The 22,686-nt window shown below is 70.5% G+C and carries 21 protein-coding genes, 1 tRNA gene and 1 pseudogene; 13 read left to right on the top strand and 10 right to left on the bottom strand.

Annotation, left to right across the window (positions count from 1 at the left end; genetic code table 11):
- The first annotated feature begins 9 nt into the window (after positions 1-9).
- Positions 10-888: a TetR/AcrR family transcriptional regulator C-terminal domain-containing protein gene (locus tag J7E45_RS18215; RefSeq protein WP_215070423.1), complete on the top strand. Its 879-nt coding sequence runs from the start codon at positions 10-12 to the stop codon at positions 886-888.
- A 1-nt stretch (position 889) separates the two neighbouring features.
- On the opposite strand, the gene arfB is transcribed toward J7E45_RS18215, so the two are convergent.
- Positions 890-1,330, bottom strand: a complete 441-nt coding sequence (gene arfB / locus J7E45_RS15270; protein WP_215070421.1) for an alternative ribosome rescue aminoacyl-tRNA hydrolase ArfB — start codon at positions 1,328-1,330, stop codon at positions 890-892.
- Positions 1,331-1,447: 117 nt separating this feature from the next.
- Here arfB and J7E45_RS15265 point away from each other — a divergent pair, with 117 nt between their 5' ends.
- The 9 genes from J7E45_RS15265 to J7E45_RS15225 all read left to right on the top strand — a co-directional run bounded on the left by J7E45_RS15265 (position 1,448) and on the right by J7E45_RS15225 (position 11,101).
- Positions 1,448-2,290, top strand: a complete 843-nt coding sequence (locus J7E45_RS15265; protein WP_215070419.1) for an AraC family transcriptional regulator — start codon at positions 1,448-1,450, stop codon at positions 2,288-2,290.
- Positions 2,291-2,460: 170 nt separating this feature from the next.
- On the top strand, positions 2,461-3,528 hold the full coding sequence (locus J7E45_RS15260; RefSeq protein ID WP_215070418.1) for an ABC transporter substrate-binding protein: 1,068 nt from the start codon (positions 2,461-2,463) through the stop codon (positions 3,526-3,528).
- The gene (locus J7E45_RS15255; protein ID WP_215070417.1) at positions 3,525-4,610 is read left to right on the top strand and encodes an iron ABC transporter permease; all 1,086 of its coding nucleotides are present in this window, start codon (positions 3,525-3,527) and stop codon (positions 4,608-4,610) included. Before J7E45_RS15260 ends, J7E45_RS15255 begins: the two co-directional genes overlap by 4 nt.
- Complete coding sequence (locus tag J7E45_RS15250; protein WP_215070416.1) at positions 4,607-5,710, top strand: iron chelate uptake ABC transporter family permease subunit; 1,104 nt, start codon at positions 4,607-4,609, stop codon at positions 5,708-5,710. The genes J7E45_RS15255 and J7E45_RS15250 overlap by 4 nt, the downstream gene beginning before the upstream one ends.
- Before the next feature lie 11 nt (positions 5,711-5,721).
- A complete protein-coding gene (locus tag J7E45_RS15245) occupies positions 5,722-6,510 on the top strand; it encodes an ABC transporter ATP-binding protein (RefSeq protein ID WP_215070415.1) in 789 nt (262 codons plus the stop codon).
- The gene (locus J7E45_RS15240; protein ID WP_215070414.1) at positions 6,507-8,141 is read left to right on the top strand and encodes an ABC transporter ATP-binding protein; all 1,635 of its coding nucleotides are present in this window, start codon (positions 6,507-6,509) and stop codon (positions 8,139-8,141) included. Before J7E45_RS15245 ends, J7E45_RS15240 begins: the two co-directional genes overlap by 4 nt.
- Entirely contained in the window at positions 8,134-9,951 is a 1,818-nt protein-coding gene (locus J7E45_RS15235; protein WP_215070413.1) for an ABC transporter ATP-binding protein, read from the top strand. Before J7E45_RS15240 ends, J7E45_RS15235 begins: the two co-directional genes overlap by 8 nt.
- Positions 9,948-10,838 (top strand): siderophore-interacting protein, encoded by an 891-nt coding sequence (locus J7E45_RS15230; RefSeq protein WP_215070411.1) that lies wholly within the window; start codon positions 9,948-9,950, stop codon positions 10,836-10,838. Before J7E45_RS15235 ends, J7E45_RS15230 begins: the two co-directional genes overlap by 4 nt.
- Positions 10,839-10,909: 71 nt before the next feature.
- Complete coding sequence (locus J7E45_RS15225; protein WP_029260876.1) at positions 10,910-11,101, top strand: hypothetical protein; 192 nt, start codon at positions 10,910-10,912, stop codon at positions 11,099-11,101.
- A gap of 27 nt (positions 11,102-11,128) precedes the next feature.
- Here the strand turns inward: J7E45_RS15225 and J7E45_RS15220 are convergent.
- Positions 11,129-11,204: transfer RNA gene (locus J7E45_RS15220), tRNA-Met, on the bottom strand.
- 87 nt (positions 11,205-11,291) lie between these two features.
- Complete coding sequence (locus tag J7E45_RS15215) at positions 11,292-12,278, bottom strand: YafY family protein (RefSeq protein ID WP_215070409.1); 987 nt, start codon at positions 12,276-12,278, stop codon at positions 11,292-11,294.
- Positions 12,279-12,340: 62 nt separating this feature from the next.
- On the opposite strand from J7E45_RS15215, the pseudogene J7E45_RS15210 reads away from it, so the two are divergent.
- Together J7E45_RS15210 and J7E45_RS15205 are read left to right on the top strand one after the other, a co-directional pair.
- Positions 12,341-13,404, top strand: a pseudogene (locus J7E45_RS15210) (ABC transporter ATP-binding protein).
- Positions 13,401-14,180 (top strand): ABC transporter permease, encoded by a 780-nt coding sequence (locus J7E45_RS15205; protein WP_091029401.1) that lies wholly within the window; start codon positions 13,401-13,403, stop codon positions 14,178-14,180. Before J7E45_RS15210 ends, J7E45_RS15205 begins: the two are co-directional and overlap by 4 nt.
- A 68-nt stretch (positions 14,181-14,248) precedes the next feature.
- On the opposite strand, the gene J7E45_RS15200 is transcribed toward J7E45_RS15205, so the two are convergent.
- Both J7E45_RS15200 and J7E45_RS15195 read right to left on the bottom strand, forming a co-directional pair.
- A complete protein-coding gene (locus J7E45_RS15200; protein WP_215070407.1) occupies positions 14,249-15,244 on the bottom strand; it encodes an NADP-dependent oxidoreductase in 996 nt (331 codons plus the stop codon).
- A gap of 9 nt (positions 15,245-15,253) precedes the next feature.
- Positions 15,254-15,964 carry an SDR family oxidoreductase gene (locus tag J7E45_RS15195; protein WP_105710477.1) on the bottom strand — a complete coding sequence of 237 codons (711 nt, stop codon included), beginning with the start codon at positions 15,962-15,964 and terminating at the stop codon, positions 15,254-15,256.
- A gap of 102 nt (positions 15,965-16,066) precedes the next feature.
- Between J7E45_RS15195 and J7E45_RS15190 the strand changes: the two genes are divergently transcribed.
- Positions 16,067-16,672, top strand: coding sequence for a TetR/AcrR family transcriptional regulator (locus J7E45_RS15190; protein WP_215070405.1), 606 nt, complete (start codon positions 16,067-16,069; stop codon positions 16,670-16,672).
- 9 nt (positions 16,673-16,681) lie between these two features.
- Here J7E45_RS15190 and J7E45_RS15185 read toward each other — a convergent pair whose 3' ends face one another.
- From J7E45_RS15185 to J7E45_RS15165, 5 genes are all read right to left on the bottom strand, one after another.
- The gene (locus J7E45_RS15185) at positions 16,682-18,070 is read right to left on the bottom strand and encodes a DUF6716 putative glycosyltransferase (protein ID WP_215070403.1); all 1,389 of its coding nucleotides are present in this window, start codon (positions 18,068-18,070) and stop codon (positions 16,682-16,684) included.
- Complete coding sequence (locus tag J7E45_RS15180; RefSeq protein WP_091029383.1) at positions 18,067-18,939, bottom strand: N-acetylneuraminate synthase family protein; 873 nt, start codon at positions 18,937-18,939, stop codon at positions 18,067-18,069. Before J7E45_RS15180 ends, J7E45_RS15185 begins: the two co-directional genes overlap by 4 nt.
- Positions 18,940-19,032: 93 nt before the next feature.
- Entirely contained in the window at positions 19,033-20,193 is a 1,161-nt protein-coding gene (locus J7E45_RS15175) for an acylneuraminate cytidylyltransferase (RefSeq protein ID WP_251054294.1), read from the bottom strand.
- Between the two features lie 26 nt (positions 20,194-20,219).
- Complete coding sequence (locus J7E45_RS15170) at positions 20,220-21,566, bottom strand: alpha-2,8-polysialyltransferase family protein (protein ID WP_215070399.1); 1,347 nt, start codon at positions 21,564-21,566, stop codon at positions 20,220-20,222.
- Positions 21,563-22,543, bottom strand: coding sequence for a glycosyltransferase family 2 protein (locus tag J7E45_RS15165; RefSeq protein ID WP_215070397.1), 981 nt, complete (start codon positions 22,541-22,543; stop codon positions 21,563-21,565). Before J7E45_RS15165 ends, J7E45_RS15170 begins: the two co-directional genes overlap by 4 nt.
- Positions 22,544-22,686: the final 143 nt, after the last annotated feature.

Here is a 22,686-nt window from a genome sequence, read left to right as displayed (position 1 = left end):
ACTAGTACGGTGCGAGCAACTTCACAGACCATCGCGGCAGAGATCGCCGAGCGGATCGAGTCCGGAGACCTCAGCCCGGGAGACCGGGTGCCGTCGGCGCGCGGGATCACCCGCGACTGGGGCGTCGCGATCGCCACCGCGACCAAGGCCCTTGCGCACCTGCAGCAGCAGGGCCTGATCGTCTCGACACCGGGCATCGGCAGCGTCGTCGCCTCCCCCACGACGACGCCCACCCCCTCGCTGACGACCGCGACCGTTGTCGCGACCGCGATCGCGATGGCGGACGCCGAAGGCATCGAGGCGATCTCGATGCGGCGGATAGCCGCCGAGCTCGGCACCGCCACCATGTCCCTCTACCGGCACGTCGAGAGCAAAGACGGCCTGATCCTGCTCATGATCGACGCGGTGCTCGGGGAGGAGTCGTTCCCCGAGCCGTCAGCGGACTGGCGCGCCGATCTGGAGGTGTCGGCGCGACTGCAGTGGGCGAGCTTCCAACGGCATCCCTGGCTCGCGGGGGTGATGTCGATCTCGCGGCCGCAGCTCGTCCCCAACGGTTTCCGCTACACCGAGTGGTGCCTGCGGGCCCTGGCCCCACTCGGGCTGAGCATGGAGACGATGATGTACATCAGCGTCATCGTCTTCAGCCACGTCAAGTCCCTGGCGACCGACATCGCCTTCGAGGCCGAGCAGCGTCAGGACACGGGCCTCACGGCAGACGAGTACATGACCACCCGATCCACCGACATCGCCGAGATGGTGTCGCCGACCGACCTCCCCCTGCTCGCCTCCCTGGTGCGATCGGACGACTTCGATCTCGACCTGGATGCGCTGTTCGAGTTCGGGCTGCAGCGGCTGCTCGACGGCATCGAGAGCTGGCTCCCGCGCTGACTCAGTCGTCGCGAGGTCGGCGGCGCAGACTCTTGACGTCGGTACGTCGCTGCTTGGCCTTGAGGCGACGCTCCTTCGACCCGCGACTCGGCTTGGTCGCACGACGCGGGGGTGCCGGCGGCCTCAGCGCCTCGGCGACCAGCGCGACGAGTCGATCCCGCGCGGCATCGCGGTTGCGCAACTGCGCGCGATGCTCGGAGGCCGCGATCGTCAGCACCCCGTCGACCAGGCGTCCGCTCAGCCGATCGAGCAGCCGCTCGCGCTGATGCGGCGTGAGCGCGGCGGAGTTCGCCGCGTCCCACACGAGTTCCGCACGCGAGTCGGCGGTGTTCACGCCCTGCCCTCCCGGGCCCGACGACCGCGAGAAGCGCCACGACAGCTCGACCTCGGGGATCGTGAGACCCGACGAGACCCGCAGACCGGGGCGATGGGCGGAAGGCATGTCTCCATCATCGGGCCTCCCGAAGCCGCCCGCTGCAGTCCGGCTAGCATTGCGGGGTACGACGAGCCGCGCAGCATCCACTCCACGGCAGCGCACGCGGCCCTCACGCGGAGCACGATGAACTCATTCCGGCAGGACGACTGGGCGGCGAGCCCCTCGTTCCCGTCGACGGTGGCCGAGCCGTACTTGATGGGCACGGGTGTCGTCACGGGGGAGGACACCGGCGCTCGTCCGCTCTCCCCTCCGCACAGCCACGCCGATCCGATGCTCGCCTGGTGCTACCGCGGCACGGTCTGGGTGCACCTGCAGGACGCACGGTGGCGCCTGGCCCCAGGGCAGGGCGTGTGGATCCCGGCGAACACCCCGCACACCGCCCACCACGAGCCCGACTCGATCGGCTGCTACACCTACATCCCGGATACGGCCCTGCTCGCTCCGGTCGACCAGATCACCCGGGTCCTGGTGCCGCGGGCGGTGCAGGAGATGCTGCTCCACCTCGGCATCAACGACATGCCCACCGACCTGCGCGTGCGCATCCAGTCGGTGCTGATCGAGATGCTGCAGCAGCCGCTGCCCGAGGCCGCGAGCGAGTGGGGCGAGGTGCCGATGCCCACCGACGAACGGGTCGCCCCGCTGGTGCAGGCGGTACTCGCCGACCCCGGCGATCCACGAGGGGCCGTCGAGCTCTTCCTCGCGCACGGACTCCACGAGCGCACGGTCCTGCGCATCTTCCAGAACGACGTCGGCATGAGCTTCGGCCGCTGGCGCACGGGAGTGCGGATGACTCTGGGGGCACGCCTGATCGTGGACGGCACACCCATCGGCGCCGCCGCGCACCGCTGCGGCTACGCGACGACGAGCGCATTCTCCGCCGCCTTCAAGGAGCGGTTCGGGATCACTCCCCGCCAGCACGTCGCGCGCGTGCAGGCCGACACCGCCCATCAGCTGTACTGGCGCTGACCGCTCGCGGTTGTTCCGACCGCCATTGTCGGTTCCGCGACACAAGTCGTCGCTCCCGCGACACTGAGCAAGCCATCCGCGTTCTAACATCGTTCTGTTAGGGCATGCTTACCTAACTTCTCGCCGCGTCGACGCGGCACACCCCTCCCCCCCCTTCCCGAAGGAGAACCATGTCGCACGCTTCTGCGCGCCCGAAGATCCGCCGAGGCTCGGCCCTCGTCGCCGCGGCCGTCGCCGCCGCGCTCACCCTGGCAGGGTGCACGGCATCCGGTGAAACCGCCGGATCCGCACCCACGTCGGCCGCTGTCGACGGGGTGGTCATCGAGCACGGCCACGGGAAGACCGTGATCCCCGAGAAGCCGCAGCGCGTGGTCGCCCTCGGCTGGATGACGCCCGACATCGTCGCGGCCCTCGGCACCAACCCGGTCGGCATCGAAGAAGTCTGGGGCGCCGACGAGAGCGGCTACCAGCCCTGGTTCGAGGACTACGTCACCGAGGAATACGGCGAGACCCCCGAGATCATCCCCTTCGTCGAGGACGGCCCGAACTACGAGGCCATCAAGGAACTCAAGCCCGACCTGATCCTGAGCCTCTACTCGGGCGTCACCGACATCGAGTACGAGCGCCTGAGCGAGATCGCTCCGACGGTGCCGTACATCGAGGGTCCGTGGAACCCGGGCACCTGGGAGGGCATGACCCGCACGGTCGGCAAGGCCCTGTCGGAGGACGCGAAGGCCGAGGAGCTGATCGCCGAGACCGAGGAGCAGATCACCACCCTCTCCGGCGAGCACCCCGAGTTCCAGGACAAGACCTTCGTCTGGGGTCTGACCCTGAACGAGGGCGGTACCGACCTCGGCGTCTACCTCGAGTACGACCCGCGCGTGCGCATCACCGAGGCGCTGGGCTTCACCTCCACCTCGGCGATGGACAGCTTCCTCGCGAGCGCCGAGGGCGACAACTGGTACACCGGCGTCAGCCTCGAGAACCTCTACGACGTGCAGGCCGACCTGTTCGCAGCCTGGGGCGGCAGCGCGGATGAGGGGAAGTACACGGTCGAGAACAAGGTCGTCTCCCGCTGGGAGCCGATCGCCGACGGGTCGTACGTGATCTACGCGAACGACGCCGAGGCCTCCGCGATCAGCGCACCGACCGTGCTGTCGCTGAAGTACATCCTCCCGAAGTACGTCGACGACCTCGCAGCCGCACTGCAGGGCGAGCCGACCATCGACGGGAAGTGACCCGCGAGATGTCCCTGGCGACGCAAGACGACACGGACGTCTCGAACACAGGTGCGGGGAGTCGCAGCGACGACTCCCCGCACCGCAACGGGACGCTGGTGCTGGGACTCATCGTCTCCACCGTGGTGCTGGTGGTCGCCGCCATCGCCTCGCTCGCGATCGGCAGCCGCGCGATCGACCCCCTCACCGTGCTGCAGTCCCTCTTCTCCTACGACGACGAGAACCCGCTGCACCTGATGGTCATGGAGCTGCGGGTGCCGCGCACGCTGCTCGGCATCGTCGTCGGTGCCGCCCTCGCCGTGTGCGGCGGACTCATCCAGGCCTTCACCCGCAACCCGCTGGCCGACCCCGGCATCCTCGGAGTCAACGCCGGCGCCTCCTTCGCCGTCACCTTCGCGGTCGGCGTGCTCGGCCTGACGGCACCCGGCGCCTACGTGCCGTTCGCCCTCGCCGGCGCCTTCGTCCTGACCGTGCTCGTCTACGTCCTCGGCTCATTCGGGGCGTCGGGTGCGACCCCCATGAAACTCACGCTCGCCGGGGTCGCCCTGGGTGCGGCCTTCACCGGATTCACCACCGCGATCGTGCTGCGCGACCTCGGCACCCTCCAGGTCATGCGGTTCTGGGGTGTCGGCTCGATCGGCGGACGCACCCTCGACCAGCTCGCGTGGGCGGCACCACTGATCGCGATCGGTCTGCTGATCGGTCTGCTGTGCGCGCGCTCGCTGAACGCCCTCGCCCTGGGCGATGACCTCGCGCAGGCGCTCGGCGCACGCGTGCGCGTGACGCGGATCCTCGTCATCATCGCCGTCACCCTGCTGGCAGGAACCAGCGTCGCCGCTGCCGGCCCCATCGCCTTCGTCGGGCTCATGATCCCGCACATCGTCCGCTGGTTCACCGGACCCGATCAGCGCTGGGTGCTGACCTACTCGATGGTCATCGGCCCGGCGTTCCTGCTGTTCGCCGACATCCTCGGCCGCATCGTGCTCCCGAACGGGGAGATGCGCGTCGGGATCGTGACCGCTCTGCTCGGCGCCCCGATCCTGATCATCCTCGTGCGCCGGAAGCGGGTGAGCGGACTGTGAGCATCGACCAGAAGCCCGTCGCCCTGCCCGCCATCGACTCTTCGCACACCGAGTTCGCCCCGGTCGATCACGGGCGTCGCCTGATTCGGATCGAGACCCGGCGCATCGCCGCCCTCATCCCGGTGCGCTCCGTCATCGTCAGCGTCGTGCTCATCATCGTCATCGTCGGAACCGGCCTGGCCTCGATGACCATCGGCGCCTACGAGATCGACTTCCCCGCGGGCCTGCGCGCCATCGTCGATCCGGCATCCGACCCCGACATCCGCCAGGTGGTCTTCGAGTGGCGTCTGCCGCGCGTGCTCTTCGCGGTGCTGTGCGGAGCAGCGCTGGCCCTCGCCGGCGGGATCTTCCAGTCCCTCACCCGCAACCCGCTCGGCTCCCCCGACATCATCGGGTTTGGCATCGGGGCCCAGTTCGGCGTCACGCTCGTGATGATCGTGCTCGAGCTGAACACCTACATGTTCAAGGCGGCCGGAGCCCTCGTCGGCGGCCTGCTCACCGCGCTGCTCGTCTACGCGCTGGCCAACAAGAACACGATGTCGTCGTTCCGCCTGATCATCGTCGGCATCGGCGTCTCGGCCGGACTCGGGTCGCTCACCTCGTGGATCCTCATCTCGGTCAGCGTCGAGAAGGCGATGATGGCCGCGACCTGGGGCGCGGGCTCGCTCGCCTCGCTCGGCTTCGACCAGCTGATCCCCGCGACGATCGTGTTCGCGATCGTCACCGTGCTCTCCCTCCCCCTCGCCCGCACGCTGCCGGTGCTGGAGATGGGCGACGACGCAGCCACCGCGCTCGGCATCAGCCCCGGGCGCACCCGCCTCGCGGCCATGGTCTTCGGCGTGGCCCTGGTCGCCCTCGTCACCGCCGCCGCCGGCCCCATCTCGTTCATCGCCCTCGCGGCCCCCCAGATCTCGCAGCGACTCACCCGATCGAACACCCCGATGGGCACGGTGCCCGTGATGCTGACCGGCGCCGCGCTCGTCGTGGTGTCGGATGCCGTCGCCCAGCTCGTCGCCGTACCGGTCGGCGTGGTGACGGTCTCGGTCGGCGGCATCTACCTCGCCTGGCTGCTGGCCGCCCAGTACGCGCGCCGCACCTGAAAGGAACACCCATGACCGCTTCGCTGCTGGCCCGCGACATCACGCTGGGCTACGGAGAGACCCCCATCATCTCCGACCTGTCACTCGAGGTCCCCGACGGCTCGTTCACGATCATCATCGGACCGAACGCGTGCGGCAAGTCGACCCTGCTGCGCGGATTCGCCCGCCTGCTGCGCCCGACCACCGGAGCGGTGCTCCTCGACGGCGATGAGCTGCGCTCACTCAAGCCGAAGGAGGCCGCCCGCAAGCTGGGGCTGCTGCCGCAGTCGTCCATCGCCCCCGACGGCATCACGGTCGCCGACCTCGTGGGCCGCGGGCGGTTCCCCCACCAGAGCGCCATGCGCACGTGGAGCAGCGCCGACGAGCGCGCGGTGTCCGAGGCCATGGCGGCGACCGGGGTCACCGACCTGTCGCGACGCCTGGTCGACGAGCTCTCGGGCGGGCAGCGTCAGCGGGTCTGGGTGGCGATGGCCCTCGCCCAGCAGACCCAGCACCTGCTGCTCGACGAGCCGACGACGTTCCTCGACATCGCGCACCAGATCGACCTGATGGAGCTCTTCGCCGACCTGCACCGCGACGGCACCACGCTCGTCGCCGTGCTGCACGACCTCAACCACGCCGCCCGCTATGCGACGCACCTCGTGGCGATGCGCGACGGGGCGATCGTGGCACAGGGCGACCCGCGGGAGATCATCACCGCCGAGCTCGTCCAGGCCGTGTACGACCTGCCCTGCAAGGTCATCACGGACCCGGTGTCGGGAACGCCGCTGGTGCTGCCGCTCGGACGGCGGACGCCGTGACGTCCACTCCGCGAAGGCTGTTCGGGATCGCGCTGAAGTCCGAGGGACGCGGCATCGCCCTCGCCGGGGCCACCGCGCTGCTCATCGTGCATTCCCTCGCCGAAGCCACGATCCCCGTCCTCATCGGAGCGACGATCGACCGCGCCGTGCTGCCCGCCGACCCCGCAGCCCTCGCGCTCTGGCTCGGCGTGCTGGTCGGCACGTTCCTCGTGCTGACCGCGAGCTATCAGGCGGCCTCGCGGCTCATGGTCTCGATCTACGGGTACGGCGAGCAGGCGCTGCGCCACCTCACCCTCTCCCGCATGCTGCGCCCCCGGCTCTCCCGCCGCGCTGTCACTCCGGGCGAAGCGCTCACGTTCGTCACCTCCGACACGTACCGCGTGGCCGGAGTCGCCTGGTCGGTCGCGCAACAGTTCTCGACGATCGCCGCGATCATCGGCGCAGGACTCGCGATGCTGGTGATCTCCCCCGTCGCGACGATCGTGGTGTTCGGCTCGACGATCGCGATGATGTTCGTGATGCAGGTCGTCTCCCGTCCGTTGGAGCGTCGCGGCTTCGCCGAGCAGCATGCCGCGACCGAGGCCGGGGCCGTCGCGGCCGACTTCATGGGCGGCTTCCGGGTGCTCGTGGGAATCGGTGCGCGCGAGGAGGCTGTGCGGCGGTACATCGCCGCCAGCGACACCTCCCGCCGGGCCGCGACAGCTGCCGGCCGGTCCCTCGCCGCCTACGAAGCGGTGAGCGGCACCCTGGCCGCGGTCGCGACGACCGCCCTCGCCGGCATGTCTGCCTGGTTCGCGGCGGAGGGCCGCATCAGCATCGGCGAGTTGGTGACCGTGCTCGGACTCGCCCAGTTCATCAGCGGATACCTCGCCTACGCCGGCTCGTTCCCCTCGAACTGGATCCACAAGCTCGCCTCGGCCAAGCGCCTCGCCGAGGTGATCGACGCCGAGGATCTGCTCGATGCGCCCGCCGCGTCTTCTCCGGCAGAACCGGCCGGCGATGTCGTGCTGGCTTTCCGCGCCGGCTCGGGATCCCCGCTCGTGGAGGTGCGCGAGCGCGAGGTGCTCGGCATCCGTCCCGCCGACAGCGACGCGGCCCGCGCGCTCTCCCGCCTGCTCGGGCTGCGCTCGCGCGCCGAGCCCGGGCTGGTGTCGGTCGCCGTCGACGGCGGACTCCGTGATCTGACCACCCTCGACCCCGTCGAGTACCGCCGCCGGGTCGTCGCCCCGCCCCACGGGCAGACGATCGTGAGCGGGTCTCTGCGCGAGGCCGTGCGAGGCCACGGGACAGACGAGCCCGCGCATCCGCCGTTCATCGAGATGGCCGCACTGCACGACACCGTGGTGCAGGTCGGCGGCTGGGAATCGCAGGTCGGCGAAGCCGGTCGACGCCTCTCAGGCGGACAGCGCCAGCGCATCGGGATCGCCCGAGCCCTGCATGCGGAGGCCGACGTGCTGGTGCTCGACGAGCCGACCTCGGCCGTCGATGCCCTCACCGAGGCGCACATCGCCCGCGCGCTCGCGGAGCACGACGAGACCGTGATCGTGATCACCACCTCCCCGGTGCTGCTCGACGTCTGCGACCGGGTCATCGACCTCCCCTCTCCCGGATCGGATGCTCGCCATGAGTGACACGACCTCGACCACCGCTCTGCTGCCGATCGCGTCCAGCGCCCGCGTACGGGCCGTCGTCGGCGGGCTGCTGCGGCAGCATCCGGGTCGGACGGCGGCGGTCGCTGCGCTCTTCCTCGCGGCATCCGCTCTCGGGATCGTGATGCCGTCATGCCTCGGCCGGATCGTGGATGCCGTCTCGTCGGATGCGGGCTTCGCGACCATCTCCGGGTGGGTCGCCGGAGCGGGCCTCGGTGCGATCGGCGCGGCCGTGATGATGCTGTGGGCCGTACGAGTGCTCACCGGTCTGGTGCAGGACATGCTCGCCACCCTGCGCGAAGACGTGTTCGCCTCGGCGATGCGGCTGCCGGTCAGCGAGGTCGACGATGGCGAGAGCGCCGACCTGCTCTCCCGCGTCACCGGAGACGTGGATGCCGTGGCCGAGGCCGGCGGCAACGTCGCACCGACCCTCCTGTCGGCGGGCTTCGCGATCGGGGTCTCGGTGGTCGCACTGACCGCCCTCGACCCGTGGCTCGCCCTCGCCGGAATCGCCTCGGCACCCCTCTATGTGCTCGGCACCCGCGCGTTCCTGCGGCGGTCACGCGTGGTGTTCCGCGAAGTACGGGTGCGCGAGGCCGCGCGCAGTCAGGCCGTGCTCGACGCAGTCGAGGGCATCGAGACGCTCACCGCGTTCAACGAGCAGGAGCCCGCGCTCGAGCGGGTCCGTGAGCGCGCCGAAGCATCGATCCACATGCAGATCGAGGGCGTGCGGGTGACGAACCGGCTGTTCCGGTGGATCAACGGCGGCGAGCTCGTCGGGCTGGCTGCGATCCTCGGCACCGGGTTCCTCCTGCAGTCCGCAGGCGCGATCACGGTGGGAGCCGTCACCACGGCCGCGTTGCTGTTCCACCGCTTGTTCGGCCCGGTCGGGCAGCTGATCTTCGGGCTCAACGACATCCAGCGTGCGGCCATCGGGCTCGCGCGACTCGTCGGGGTCATCGACCTCGCGCCCGCCTCGGCCCCGCGGGACGAGGAGACGGATGCGGCACCACGGGCATCGGTCGGCATCGAGGTGCGGGACCTGACCTTCCACTATCCGACCACCGGTCGCGGCATCAGCGATGTGAACCTGCGGGTCGACCAGGGCACCACGGCGGCGTTGGTCGGCACCTCGGGGTCGGGCAAGAGCACGCTCGCGCGTGTGATCGCCGGGCATCATCCGCCGACCTCGGGCAGCGTGCACCTCGCGTCGAGCGCGGATGCCCCGTATTACCTGTCGCAGGAGCTGCACCACTTCCGCGGCACGATCGCCGACAACCTGCGGCTGGTCGCCCCGGAGGCGAGTGACGATGAGATCGTCGCCGCATTGCGAGCGGTCGGAGCGGAGTGGGCGGTCGAGGCGATGGTCCTCGAGCGGGACGGCGGTGCTGCATCCGAGTCCGCCGTGCCGCTCGACGAGGGACGCATCCAGCAGCTCGCGGTCGCGCGGGCGTTCCTCGCCGACCCCGACGTCGTGATCCTCGACGAGGCCACCGCCGACGTCGGTCTCCATCACCGCGAAGCCGTGGAAGACGCGATCGCGGCGCTGCGCAAGGGCCGCACCGCCGTGCTCATCGCGCACCGGCTGCAGCAGGCCGTCACCGCCGAGCAGATCGTCGTGTTCGCCGACGGCAGGCCGACGCAGCGCGGCACGCACGACGAGCTCGTCGCCGCCGAAGGGCTCTACCGCGACTCCTGGCTCGCCCAGACCCGCAGCGCTCCCCATCCGCACACCCCCACCGGCCAGACCCCCACCGGCCAGATCCCCACCACAGAGACGGAGACTCCGTGAGCATCCACCGCGGCATCGTCAGCAGCACCACCACCCTCACTCCGACCCTGGTCCGCGTCACACTCGGCGGTGACGGCATCACCGACTTCCTCAGCACCGGCATCGGCGACGAGTACGTGCGGGTGTTCTTCCCGCACGGCGAGGACCCGAAAGACGTCTCGCTTCCCGTGCCCGCGGGCGACTGGTGGGAGACGCCAGAGGGCGCGCCGGAAGCCCCGATGCGCACGTACACGATCAGCGGTGTGCGCCCGGATGCCGGCGAGCTCGACATCGACTTCGTGATCCACGAGGCGGGTGTCGCGGGGCCGTGGGCCGCGCGCGCGGAGCCGGGGCACGTGCTCGGGCTGAACTCACCGACCGGCCTGTACTCGCCGCCGGAAGACATCACATGGCAGGTGCTCGTCGCCGACCTCACCGGGCTTCCCGCCGTGGCGCGCATCATCGCCGAGGTGCCGTCGGGCGTGCGCACCCGGGTCGTGCTCGAGGTGCCGAGCGAGGCGGACCGTGTGCCGCTCGAGGTCGGCCCCGACGTCGAGGTCACCTGGGTGGTCGGCGGCAACGGCCACGGCCCCAGCGCGCTCGGCCCGCTCGTGCGCGGCATCGTCGACGACCGGCTCCCGCTCGACGAGGGGTACGTGTGGGTGGCCGGCGAGACCGTGGCGCTGCGCGACGTGCGCAAGTACCTGCGCAAGGAGCTCAGCCTGCCCGCGACCCGCTTCAAGGTCGTCGGCTACTGGACCCCCGTCGCCGCCTGGGACGAGAAGTTCGCCGCGCTCCCCGACTCGGTGCAGAAGGAGTTGGACGCGATCTGGGCCGATGCCGAGGGCGATGAGCCCGAAGACGTGCAGGTGCGCTTCGAGGAGCGGCTGGATCAGTTGGGGTTGTGAGGGGCCGAGGTCGACGCCCCCTAAGAGCCTCGTCGGTCGACATCGACGCACTCGACTGGCAGGGTGAAGTGATGCGAGGCAACGGAACCAGCACCGGCATCCACTGGGGACTGCTCGCCTTCGGCGCCCTCTTCGGGCTGACCTGCGCGGTGCTGATCCTCACGGAGGTGCTGAGCCCGACCCTATGGTTCACCGTCGTCGCGATGGCCTGCGTGGTGCTGTCCCAGGCGCTCACGATCCGTTCGAAGCGACGGAACCGCTGACGGTGCCGCCCGACGGCGGACCTGAAGTGGACGCGACGGCGGGAGTCGAACCCGCAACGCCATCAGGTATGAGCTGAGGCCCGGGACCGCCCGGATCGCCGCGATGGGAATGACGTTACCCGGCCGTGATCTGACCCGCCAGGACCGTTGCCTGGGATAACCCTATGAGTCTGAGGATGACGGATGCCGGTCACGCGGCGTCATCGGGCTCCGGGGCGTCGAGGGCGCGCAGCAGCCGAGCGACGGCCTCGCGCAACTCGCTCCGGTACGGTTCGGCGAGCGCCACCGCGTACTCGACACCCTCGGGGATCCAGAGCAGTGCATACATGGCCTCGCGCCAGTCCGAGCCTCCGAACGGCCACCGCGTGTGGTCGTCGCCCACCGCCGTCGCTCCCTGCGACCAGGGGCCGAAGCGATCCTGCATCTCGGCGAGCGGCAGCTCCATCACGGCCGCTGCCTCGACCTTCTGCGGCGACCACGACGAGGCGATCAGCACGCGTTCCTCGATCTCCTCCTCGGTGATGTCGCGGCGGGCGAACAGCACGCGCGCGTGCTCCACCGCGGCGATGCGGTCGACGCGGAACGTGCGCCAGTCCTCGCGGTCGAGGTCCCAGCAGAGCAGGAACCACTTGCGCCCGGCCGGCGCCAGGGCATGGGGCTCGACCCGGCGCACGCTTTCGCGCCCCTTGCCGTCCACATACCGCAGCCGCAGCCGCTCGGTGTCGCGGGTGGCGAGTGCGATCTCCCCCAGCACCTCGGGCGAGACGACCGGGCCGTCGCCGATGCGCGGCGCCTGCACCGACGCGGCGAGCGCGTTCACCCTCTGACGCAGCGCCGACGGCAGCACCTGCTCGAGTTTCGCGAGTGCCGTGAGCGTGACCTCGGGACCGCCGACGAGCTGCTGCGTGGCGGCGACCCGCAGACCGATCGCCATCGTGACCGCCTCGTCGTCGTTGAGCAGCAACGGCGGCACGGCACTCCCCGCCTCCAGCCGATAGCCACCGGCGATGCCCGGCGTCGATTCCACCCGGTACCCGAGCTCGCGCAGGCGATCGACATCACGGCGCACGGTGCGCTCGGTCACGCCCAGCCGGGTGGCGAGCTCGGTCCCCGGCCAGTGCCGGTGCGTCTGCAGCAGGTTGAGCAGAGCCAGTGCACGCGAGGTGGTGTCGGTCATGCGTCTCAGAGTGCCAGATCATGCGGACAGGATCTGTCCGCATGCCTTCGTACGCTCTCCCCATGAACGAATCCCTCATCGAGACCGAAGGCCTGACCAAGGTCTTCACCGTCAAGAAGACGCCGGTGCATGCCGTGACCGACGTCTCCTTCACCGCCGTGCGCGGCGAACTCGTCGCCTTCCTCGGACCGAACGGCGCCGGCAAGTCGACCACGCTGCGGATGCTGACCACCCTCATCCCGCCCACCTCGGGGAGCGCACGCGTGGTGGGGCACGACATCCGCACCGACGCCGCCGGGGTCCGCGCCCGCATCGGCTACGTCGGCCAGCTCACCAGCGGAAGCTTCTCGCAACGGGTGCGCGACGAGCTGCTGAGCCAGGGTGCCTTCTACGGGATGACGCGGAGGACAGCGCGAAGCGCGCAGACGAACTGATCGAGTCGCTCGACCTCACCTCCTTCGCGACGCGGACCGTGCAGCAGTTGAGCGGCGGGCAGAAGCGCCGACTCGACATCGCGCTCGGGCTCATGCACGCACCGCCGCTGATCTTCCTCGACGAGCCCTCCACCGGACTCGACCCGCAGAGCCGGGCGAACCTGTGGGAGCACATCCTCGACCTGCGCACGCAGCACGGCACCACGGTCTTCCTCACCACGCACTACCTGGAAGAGGCCGACCGCTACGCCGAGCGCGTGATGGTCATGGACAAGGGCCGCATCATCGCCGACGACGACGCCGCCTCCCTCAAGGCGACGCTGGCCGGCGACGTGCTCACCTTCGGGTTCGCGGATGCTGCCGAAGCGGCGAGCGCCCGCGCCGTGGTCGCCCGCCTCAGCTCCGCCGAGGTCACGGTCGAGGGCGAGTCCATCTCGCTCGCGGTGCAGGACGGCGACCGGCTGCTGCCGGTGATCGTGCGCGAGCTCGACGCCGCCGGCATCCTCGTCCGCCGCGCGACCGGCGTCCCGCCCACGCTCGACGACGTGTTCCTGGCACTCACCGGACGCACCCTGCGCGACGCCGGCGAAGGAGCGGATGCCGCCGGCGACGCATCCGATTCCGCCGACACCAGCACGACCTCCGCGAACAGCACGACCGCTGCGAACAGCACGACAGGAGTCCTCTCATGACCACCACCGACACGCTCGTGCGCCCGAACCTCGCGCGCGACACCCGCAACGTGCTGACGCGCGAGCTCAAGCCCGTGGTCCGCGATCCGTTCACCCTGATCTTCAGCCTGCTGCAGCCGCTCGTCTTCCTCGGGCTGTTCGCTCCACTGCTGATCGGCGACTCGGGGCAGCCGGCCGGCGAGACCCTGGCCTGGTTCGTGCCCGGCGTGCTCGTGATGATCGTGCTGTTCGGCACCGGTGCCACCGGGTCGAACCTGCAGTACGAGATGATGACCGGCTCGCACGAGCGCACCCTGGTCGCCCCGCTCGCCCGCTCCTCGCTGCTGGTCGGGCGTGCTCTCAAGGAGATCGCACCGATCGTGGTGCAGGCGCTCGTGATTGTGCTGATCGCCTGGCCGTTCGGCTTCGCCGCCGACATCCCCGGGCTGCTCATCGGACTCGCACTGCTGGCCGTGTTCGGGGTGGGACTCGGCTCGCTGTCGTACTCGCTGGCGCTGGCGACGAAGGACCGGGAGTGGCTGTTCTGGGGCGTGCAGCAGTCGCTGATCTTCCCGCTGCTGATCCTGTCCGGGATGCTGTTGCCGCTCGACGATGCTCCGGAATGGATGCGCGCCGTGGCGTCGGTCAATCCGGTCAACTGGGTCGTGCAGGCCGAACGGGCGCTGTTCGCCGGAGACCTCGGCGACGTGACTGTCCTGTGGGGGTGGGTCTCGGCTCTCGCGGTCGCGGTGGTCGGGCTGATCGTCGGGGTGCGCGCCATCCGCCGCAGCAACTGACCAGACCCGACGGTGCGCCGCTGCCTGCGAAATCGCAGACGAAGCGGCGCACCGTCGACCCCGAGGGTTCAGTCGTTCGTGACCACGAGCTTGCCCCGGCTCACCCCCGCGGCGAGGTCAGCGAGGGCCTCCGGCAGACGGTCGAACGGGTACGTCTTCGCGACGACGGGGCGGATCGCGCCGCTGTCGACGAGCGCCGTGATCTCGCGCAGCTGGTCGCCATCCGCACGCATGAAGAGGAACTCGTACCGCACGCCGAGCTTCTTCGCCTGCCGTCTGATCTTGCGGCTGAGCGCCGCGACCGCCAGCCGCACGAGAGCGTTCAGCCCCTGGGTGCGGGCGAAGGCGGGGTCGGGCGGTCCCGATATCCCGACGGCCAACCCACCCGGCTTCAGCACCCGCAGCGACTTCTCGAGGTTCTCGCCACCGAGGCTGTCCAACACGAAGTCGTAGCCCGACAGCTCCTCGGCGAAGTCCTGCCGACGGTAGTCGATCACGACGTCGGCACCGAGCTCACGCACGAAGTCGGCATTCGCGGCACTGGCTGTCGTGGCGACCGTGGCCCCGAGGTGCGCCGCGAGCTGGATGGCGATGGATCCGACCCCACCGGCGCCGGCGTGGATGAGCACCTTCTGCCCCGTCGTGACCCCACCGCGCTCGACCAGCGCCTGCCAGGCCGTGAGCGCGACCAGCGGGAGCGACCCCGCCTCGGCCATCGAGAGACCGGCGGGCACGGGCGCGAGATCCTTCTCGGCGACGGCGATCCGCTCGGCGAACGTCCCGATGCGGGCGGCGTCGGGACGGGCGTACACGCGGTCGCCGGGCCGGAATCCGTCGACGAGCCGACCGACGCGGATCACCGTCCCCGCCACATCGTTGCCGAGGACCAGCGGCAGGTCGTACGGCAGGATCTGCGCGAACTCCCCCTGGCGGATCTTCTCGTCCAGCTGGTTGAGCCCCGCGGCCTCCACCCGCACGAGGACGTCTCGGTCACCGACTTCGGGTTCGGCGACCTCCCGCTCCTCGAGCGGCTGCTTGTACTTATCGACGACGAATGCACGCATGACGGCGTCTCAGGCGTTCGCCCGCAGCTGCGGGTAGACCGCTTCCAGCGGCGCGCTCAGCCCCGCCTTGACCTGCACCGAGATCTCATCCGCGAGCACTTCGTACTCGTCGCGTTCCGTCGCATCCAGCACGGCGCGGACGAGATCGGCCGGATCGGTCTTGGGGTCGGTGACGTGCTCCGCCATGGCGGTGTCGACGTACCCGACGTGCACACCTACGACGTGCACTCCCGCCGGGGCGAGCTCAAGACGGAGCGAGTTCGTCGCCGACCACAGCGCCGCCTTGGTCGCGCTGTAGATGCCGCCCACGGCGTACCAGGCGAGGGCGGAGTGGATGTCGATGATCGCCGCTCCCTGGCGTCCGGCGAGGAGCGGGGCGTAGGCCCGCGTCAGGAAGAGCGGCCCGAGGAAGTTCGTCTCCACGTTCCGGCGGATGTCCTCGTCGGAGTGGGTGAGGATCCCCGCGGTCGGCACCGAGGCGCCCGCGTTGTTGATCAGCACCGTCACGTCGGGCGCCGCGTCGACGGCGGCTCGGATCGACGCGGCATCCGTCACGTCGAGGGCGAGCGGAACGACGCGCTCGTCGTCCCAGGTGCGCGGCGTGCGGGCGCTGGCGTAGACCTTGGCGGCTCCGCGTGCGAGCGCCTGATGGACGAACTGCGTGCCAATGCCTCCGTTCGCTCCGGTGACGAGGACGACGGCTCCGTGGAGTGAAGGCATGGACTGCTCTCTTCTTTGCGACAATGATGAATAGTTGAGTGTGCGCATAAGCGACTCTCGTCATAACTGAGCGTAATCAGTTTCTATTCCCGAAGGAAGAGCATGTCGACCTCCGCCTCGAACACCCTCGGTCGTCGCGAGCGCAACAAGCAGCTGAAGCTCGAGCGGATCACGGCCGCGGCGGCAGAGCTCTTCGCCGAGCACGGCATCGACGACGTCACCACCCAGCAGATCGCCGAGCGGGCCGACGTCGGCACCGGCACCCTGTTCCTCTACGCGAAGACCAAGGGCGAGCTGCTGCTGCTCGTGCAGAACGCGCACTACGCCGTCGCCCTCGAGAAGGGCATCGCTGCGGGTACGGCGACTCCCGATGCGCGCGCGGCGATCGTCACGCTGCTGCGACCGATCGTCGAGTGCAACCGCGTCCAGGTCGAGAACGGTCGCACCTACCTGCGCGAGATGGTGTTCGCCGAGCCCTCTGACGGGCACCATGCCGAGGCGCTCCGCATCGTCGGCGAGACCGAGGACGCCGTGGCGTCGATCCTCCGCCGCGACCCGAAGACGAGCGAGGAGCGTGCCGCCGCCCTCGCCCGCATCGTGTCCGCCATCATGTTCCTCACCCTGACGGCGAGCACGAACGTCGACCTGACCGTCGACGAGCTCGTCGACGACATCGACCGTCAGATCGTCGCCCTCCTCGGAGGCTGAGACGGCCGGTCAGCGCCGGAGGGAGTCGTCGAACGGGTTCGGCTCGAGCGTGTAGTCGGTCGACGCGTCGGACCAGGTGCCTCCGCCGGACGGAGCTCGCCGCGCGCGGACCGCGGAGAGCGCGCGGGTCGCGGGAGCCCCCACAGCGAGCGCGACAGCACCCGGCACCGTGCGATCCTCGGCGCCGAGCACGCTCGCCCGATGCCACGCCTCGTGCAAGGCTCCCCCGCGAGCCGCCGGCACACGACGCGCCGGCAATGCCCCGGAACGCCGAAGAGCCACGAGCTGCTCGACCCGCTCCCACCACGTCGACTCGCCCTCGGGATGGAAGTAGTTGTCGCGGAGCCAGTCCGGATGCGGATGCCGGAACCGCCCGGCCACGACCTCGCTGCGACCGCCGAGCAGACCGCTTCCCACGAACACCGTGTTCAACAGGCTCTTGCTCACCCCGAACGAGTCCAGTGCGATCACGGGCACGCCGAGCGCGGTGGCCTCGATCGCCGCGGTCGAGCTCACCGTGACGAGACCGGCGGCCGTCTGCAGCGCGGTGCTCATCGAGTCGTACGAGAACACGAGGTTCTGCGGAAGGCGCGACGGCAGCAACCCCGCGTAGGGTTCGCGTTCGAGGTGGGTCTCCGACTCCCCCGGGCGCGACCGCAGCTTCACCACCACGCGTCGCGCGGGCTCGGCCTCGGCCGCCCGCAGCAGCATGGCCGCGATCTCGGCACGCTCGTCCTTCCCGACGGGCACGAGCGCCTGCGCGGCGAACACGATGTCGGTCGCAGGCGGACGTGCCGGAGCAGCCGGTGCCGGGCGCTCGGCGACCGCGATGCCACCGCGACCGCCGGCCGCCGCGTCGACCCGCATCCGCTCCGGGTGCAGCATCCGCTGCCGGCGCCGGGCGAACGGCAGGGTCGCGAGCGCCACGGGCGTCTGCACGCCGATGCGTCGCCCGAGCTCTTCGAACGCCCGCACCTCTCGATGGGAATGCACCACCAACAGGTCGGTGTGACGGCGGTAGTCGAGCGCCCCGCGCTGGGCGGGGATCGCCATGCCGGGAAGCCCCGAGACGGTGACCGGTCGATGCTCCAGCGTGTCGATGACCCGCCCCATCAGCCGCACGAACGGTCCGCGCCCGGCGAGCAGCACCACGTCGGGGCGCTGCCCGGCCAGCCAGGCCGCCGTCTCCGCGGACCCGATCCGGGTGATGTCGTCGGGACCGAGTGTCGTTCCGGCCAGCGCGGTGCGCTGCTGCTCGAGACTGGCCGTGAGCGGGGTGCGCACGAGCAGCAGGTGCGGACGCAGGCCCGGCACCGCCCCGAGCAGCGAGGCCGCCCACTTCACGAAGGAGTCGGCGTCCGCGATGGCGACGACGCGGATGCCGGGGGCCTCGGTCATGCCGAGATGCGGCGCAGCTTCGCCATCGGCGCACGCTCGCTGTCGAACACCCGCTTGACACCGTCGCCGGTCGCCCGCTCGATCACCCGGATGTCGCGCACCAGGTGCTCGAGACCCGTCGGCTCGAGGGAGGCCGCGTGGTCGGAGCCCCACATGGTGCGGTCGAGCGTGATGTGGCGCTCGACCGCGACCGCGCCGATGGCCACCGCGGCGAGCGAGATCTGCAGGCCGCGCTCATGCCCCGAGTAGCCGACGGGCACACCGGGGTAGCGGTCGCGCAGGGTGGCGATCACGCGCAGGTTCGCCTCTTCGGGCTCGAGCGGGTAGGTCGACGTCGCATGCATGAGGACCACCCGGTCGGTGCCGAGCGTGTCGAGCGCCCGGTCGATCTGTTCGATGGTCGACATGCCGGTGGAGAGGATGACGGGCTTGCCGGTCTCGCGCAGGGCGACCAGGAGCTCGGTGTCGGTGAGGCTGGCCGAGGCGACCTTGTGCGCGACCACATTGAGGTCTTCGAGGAAGGCGACGCTCGGCACATCCCAGGGCGATGCGAACCAGTCGAGGCCGAGCATCGTGGCGTGGTCGCCGATCTCGACGTACTCGTCGCGGCCGAACTCGACGCGACGGCGGTAGTCGAGGTAGCTCATGACGCCCCACGGTGTCTCACGCGGAACGTCGCGCATGTGCTCGGGAGTCGAGATCTCGGGCGTGCGCTTCTGGAACTTCACGGCATCGGCGCCGGCGCGGGCCGCGACGTCGATGAGCTTCTTCGCGATGTCGACATCGCCGTTGTGGTTGAGTCCGATCTCGGCGATGACGTAGGCAGGACGCCCGCCGCCGATCACTCGTGAGCCGATGCTGACAGTCATGATTCCTCCGGTCGTCGAGCGCTGGTGCAACCCCTCCCTCCTGACTACGGGCCGAGGATGAACACCGGGCGACGGCCGGGTTACCGGCATCGGTCAGCTCGACAACACTCGTTCGATCAGCTCCCGTACGGCGCCCTCGCCACCGCGGCGGCGCAGCACCACGCGGGCCTCTTCGATGACGAGCGGATGCGCGTTCGCGACGGCGATGGGCCATCCCACGATCCGCAGCGCCGGCAGATCGTTCACGTCGTTGCCGAGGTAGGCGATGTCGGCGAGGGGCACGTCGTTCTCCCGCGCCCAATTCCGCAGCGCCGTCTCCTTGTCGTCGATGCCGTGCAGGACCGGCACGCGGAGCTTGTCGGCACGAGCGCGGACGACCGGATTGACCTCGGTCGACAGGATGAGCAGGGGCACGCCGGCGCGGCGCAGCAGGGCCACCCCCATCCCGTCCTCGCGGCTGACCCGCACCCGTTCCCCGCCGTCGGCATCGATGATCGCGGTGTCGTCGGTGTGCACGCCGTCGAAATCGGTCACGACCGCCCGGACCGGGATGCGCCCTGGGACCTCGTGCAGTGCCGCCAGGGCCCGGGCGACCCGGAGCTGATCCGCATCGTCGATCTCGATCGCCGTCCACTCCGGCACCGCCGCGATGCGGATCCTGCCGAAGAACCGATGCCGGCTCTCACGGAACCCCGCGGCCCGGAACACGTAGAAGGCGCCGGTCTCGAGGTGGTGCGGCTCCCGGTCTTGCCGGCGCGGGCGGTGCGCGGCCTCGTGGTTGATCGCGACCGCCTCGCCGCGGTCGTCTTCCCGCCACAGGAATCCGTAGGTCTCATGGGCCGCGAACACGCTGTCGGCGCGGTCGGCACGAATCTCCTCCACGGCCGCGGCGAGCGCGTCACTCGGGATGAACGGCGACGTCGCCTGCAGGAACGCCACGATCTCGACCCGGCCCCCACCCACCTCGAGCTCGTCCAGGGCATGCAGGATCGCACTCTCCGAGGTCGCCGTGTCGCCGGAAAGCTCGGCCGGGCGGCGGATGACGCGGGCCCCCGCGGCCGTCGCGACCGCGGCGATCTCGTCGTCGTCGGTGGAGACCACGACCAGGTCGATGCCGGCTGCGGCAGCGGCCGCCCGCACGGCCCGCTCGACCAGCGGCACCCCGCCCACCCGCTGCAGGTTCTTGCGCGGCACCTGCTTCGATCCACCGCGCGCGGGGATGATCGCCACCGTGAGGGGCCGCTGCTCGTCCATGTCGTCCATCCTCGTCTTCATCGTCATCATCGCCCGCGCAGCGCGCGCCAGGCTCGGCCGACGCGTCGCCGCGCGCCGAGGGCGTGGAGCCGCCACTCCTCGACCCTGCCCACCCCCCCGGCGGGGCGCAAAGCCCGGCGCAGCGCACTCTCCTGCGGCGCGCCCGGCAGCCGCAGCTCCGCCAGCCGCCGCGGGGCGAAGTATCGATCCCGCTCGAACGCATCGAGCCCCCGCAGCAGCTCTTCGGCGCGACCGCGCAGGTGGCCGGCGTTCTCGGGCTGCATCGCGTAGCCGACCGCGTCGACCAGCAGCTGCAGCCGGGCAGGGGCACCGTAGGGCGAGTCGTCGCGGGTGAGGGCGTCGACCAGGGTCACGGGTATGCGGTTGCTGTTCTCGAACGGCGTCAGTGCCGCCAGCAGCCGGTCGTTGCCCGCTGATCCGATCGCCCTGCCGAAGAGCGTGTGCACGGTCGGCAGCGCGGTCGAGAACCCGGCGACGACGGCCAGCACATCCAGTCGTTCGGCGAGCAGCTCCGCCGCGAGCGGGCCGCGATACTCGACGAAGTCGATCCCGTGCACGTGCGCCCGGTCACGGACCGCCGCGGTCACCAGGGGCGGCGCGGCGGGGTGCGGCTTGAAGACGATGCGCTGCGGAGCCCACCGCGCGGCGCGGTCGATCAGCTGCTTCTGCAAGTCGATCTCCTCGGCGGGCGTCATGAGCCCGAGCGCCGACAGGTACTGGCCGAGGACGAGCACGCTGGAGGCATCGTCCGCGGTGCCCGATTCGCCGGCATCCATCTCCCGCAGTGCCGCGGCGAACGCAACGGGAGGAACCGGCACGATCTCGGCACGAGGGGATCCGACGAGCGGCCGCACTCCGGGCACCACGTCCGCATGGACTACACGTTCGATGCGCGCCGCGACCGCATACGGCAGCCGCACCCGCATCGGCGAGTACGTCATGAGGCCGTCCCCCACGATCGTGATCCGCGCGTGCGGGAACAGCGTCATCAGGGTGCGAGCGGGCGCGACCTGCGGGCTCTGCACGAAGAGTTCCAGGTCCCGCGGATCCAGTCGCCACGCCCGCACGAGCAGGCGCTCCAGCATCGGGAGGTCGGCCTCTGCGGGTTCCCACGAGCTCGGATGCAACGGGCCGAGAACGTCTTCCAGCGGCTCGATGCGGTCGAACCGCGCGCGCAGCGGCGCCACGACCGGGTCGTCGGCGATGCCGACCGCGGTCTCCGGCACCCGGCTCGAGGTGAACGGCACGAGGATGCGCTCCGCCCCGCCGTCACGGCCGAGGAGCCCGGCGTCGATCGCCGCGGCGGCCGTGGCGAATCCGTATGCGCTGTGCAGCGCGAAGATCTGGGTCATGCCGTGCGCCCTGCCTGCCGGAGAACACGCGCCAGCACCCGCCGGCGCGGCCCGTCGAAGCGCGTGAGCGTCTCGTCGAGTTCGTCATCGGGCAGCCGGCGGAGCATGTCCCGGATGCCGCTGCGCATCTCGGCGCGCAGCCGCGGGTGCATGCGACGCGCACGCACCAGATGGTGGGAACTGAGCGCGAGCGCGGTCCACACGACCTTGGGCAGGAAGCGCTCCGCCTCGGGATCCTGCTCGACGACGGCGATGACCTCGCCCATCGCTTTGGCGAAGTCGAGCTGACGGCGATCCCTGGCCTGGGTGAGCGACGTCGCGACGCCGCGTCGGTAGAGCAGCGCGGGGGCATCCACCACCGCGAACGACCGAGCCTGTAGGTGGAGCCGCCAGATCCAGGGCCGGTCCTCCGCCGTGAACAGCCCCTCCGGGAACGATGCCAGCCCGTCGTCGAGAACGCGGCGGTGGAAGACACCCGCCCACGCGTAGGGGTAGTCGACCATCGTGGATTCGCTCTCGGGCAGGATCGCCTCCCTCGGAACGAGCACGCGTTCGCGCCACGGGTGCGGCGCACGCACGAGCGCCCTGCGCGACCCGGTGACCGTGACGTGGTCGGTGCGGAGGAAGTCGCAGTCCAGCTCGCGCAACCGCGACACCAGCACCTCGAGCCGGCGCGGCTGCATCCAGTCGTCGCCGTCGAGGAAGCAGAAGGCGTCGCCCTCGACCCGTTCGAGCCCTTGATTCCGGGCGGTCGCCAGCCCGCGGGCGATCGGGTTTTGGATGAGCTCGACGTTCGGGAGGCGCTCGGCATACGCGCGCATGAGTGCACCAGTGTCGTCACGCGAGCCGTCGTCGATGGCGACGAGCTTGAGCGCAGAAGGATCGTCGAACTGGCGGGTGAGAGTCTCGAGCGTCGTCCCGATGTACGTGCCGGCGTCTTTCGCGGGCAGGATGACGGTGACGAGGGGTGTGCGCACGGAACTCCAGGGACAGGCGGTGTCCCGGAATCGTGCCAGGCTGCCGTTGCCGCGCGGCGACGCGGAGGTGAACGACCGGTGTCCGCAGAAGCTGCGGAGGCACGCAGTGAGGTGTGGCCCCGTACCCGAACGGAGCCACACCT

This window comes from Microbacterium sp. ISL-59, assembly GCF_018613945.1.
In the GTDB taxonomy this organism is placed as follows: domain Bacteria; phylum Actinomycetota; class Actinomycetes; order Actinomycetales; family Microbacteriaceae; genus Microbacterium; species Microbacterium oxydans_B.
This window is presented reverse-complemented; position numbering and strand designations above follow the sequence as displayed.

Excerpts from the sequence above, each read along its gene's own strand:
- J7E45_RS15170 (WP_215070399.1), bottom strand. The coding sequence starts at position 21,566 with ATGACCCAGATCTTCGCGCTGCACAGCGCATACGGATTCGCCACGGCC.
- J7E45_RS15205 (WP_091029401.1), top strand. The coding sequence starts at position 13,401 with ATGACCACCACCGACACGCTCGTGCGCCCGAACCTCGCGCGCGACACC.
- J7E45_RS15195 (WP_105710477.1), bottom strand. The coding sequence starts at position 15,964 with ATGCCTTCACTCCACGGAGCCGTCGTCCTCGTCACCGGAGCGAACGGA.
- J7E45_RS15175 (WP_251054294.1), bottom strand. The coding sequence starts at position 20,193 with ATGGACGAGCAGCGGCCCCTCACGGTGGCGATCATCCCCGCGCGCGGT.
- J7E45_RS15200 (WP_215070407.1), bottom strand. The coding sequence starts at position 15,244 with ATGCGTGCATTCGTCGTCGATAAGTACAAGCAGCCGCTCGAGGAGCGG.
- J7E45_RS15265 (WP_215070419.1), top strand. The coding sequence starts at position 1,448 with ATGAACTCATTCCGGCAGGACGACTGGGCGGCGAGCCCCTCGTTCCCG.
- J7E45_RS15185 (WP_215070403.1), bottom strand. The coding sequence starts at position 18,070 with ATGACCGAGGCCCCCGGCATCCGCGTCGTCGCCATCGCGGACGCCGAC.
- J7E45_RS15180 (WP_091029383.1), bottom strand. The coding sequence starts at position 18,939 with ATGACTGTCAGCATCGGCTCACGAGTGATCGGCGGCGGGCGTCCTGCC.
- J7E45_RS15225 (WP_029260876.1), top strand. The coding sequence starts at position 10,910 with ATGCGAGGCAACGGAACCAGCACCGGCATCCACTGGGGACTGCTCGCC.
- J7E45_RS15215 (WP_215070409.1), bottom strand. The coding sequence starts at position 12,278 with ATGACCGACACCACCTCGCGTGCACTGGCTCTGCTCAACCTGCTGCAG.
- arfB (WP_215070421.1), bottom strand. The coding sequence starts at position 1,330 with ATGCCTTCCGCCCATCGCCCCGGTCTGCGGGTCTCGTCGGGTCTCACG.
- J7E45_RS15235 (WP_215070413.1), top strand. The coding sequence starts at position 8,134 with ATGAGTGACACGACCTCGACCACCGCTCTGCTGCCGATCGCGTCCAGC.
- J7E45_RS15190 (WP_215070405.1), top strand. The coding sequence starts at position 16,067 with ATGTCGACCTCCGCCTCGAACACCCTCGGTCGTCGCGAGCGCAACAAG.
- J7E45_RS15260 (WP_215070418.1), top strand. The coding sequence starts at position 2,461 with ATGTCGCACGCTTCTGCGCGCCCGAAGATCCGCCGAGGCTCGGCCCTC.
- J7E45_RS15245 (WP_215070415.1), top strand. The coding sequence starts at position 5,722 with ATGACCGCTTCGCTGCTGGCCCGCGACATCACGCTGGGCTACGGAGAG.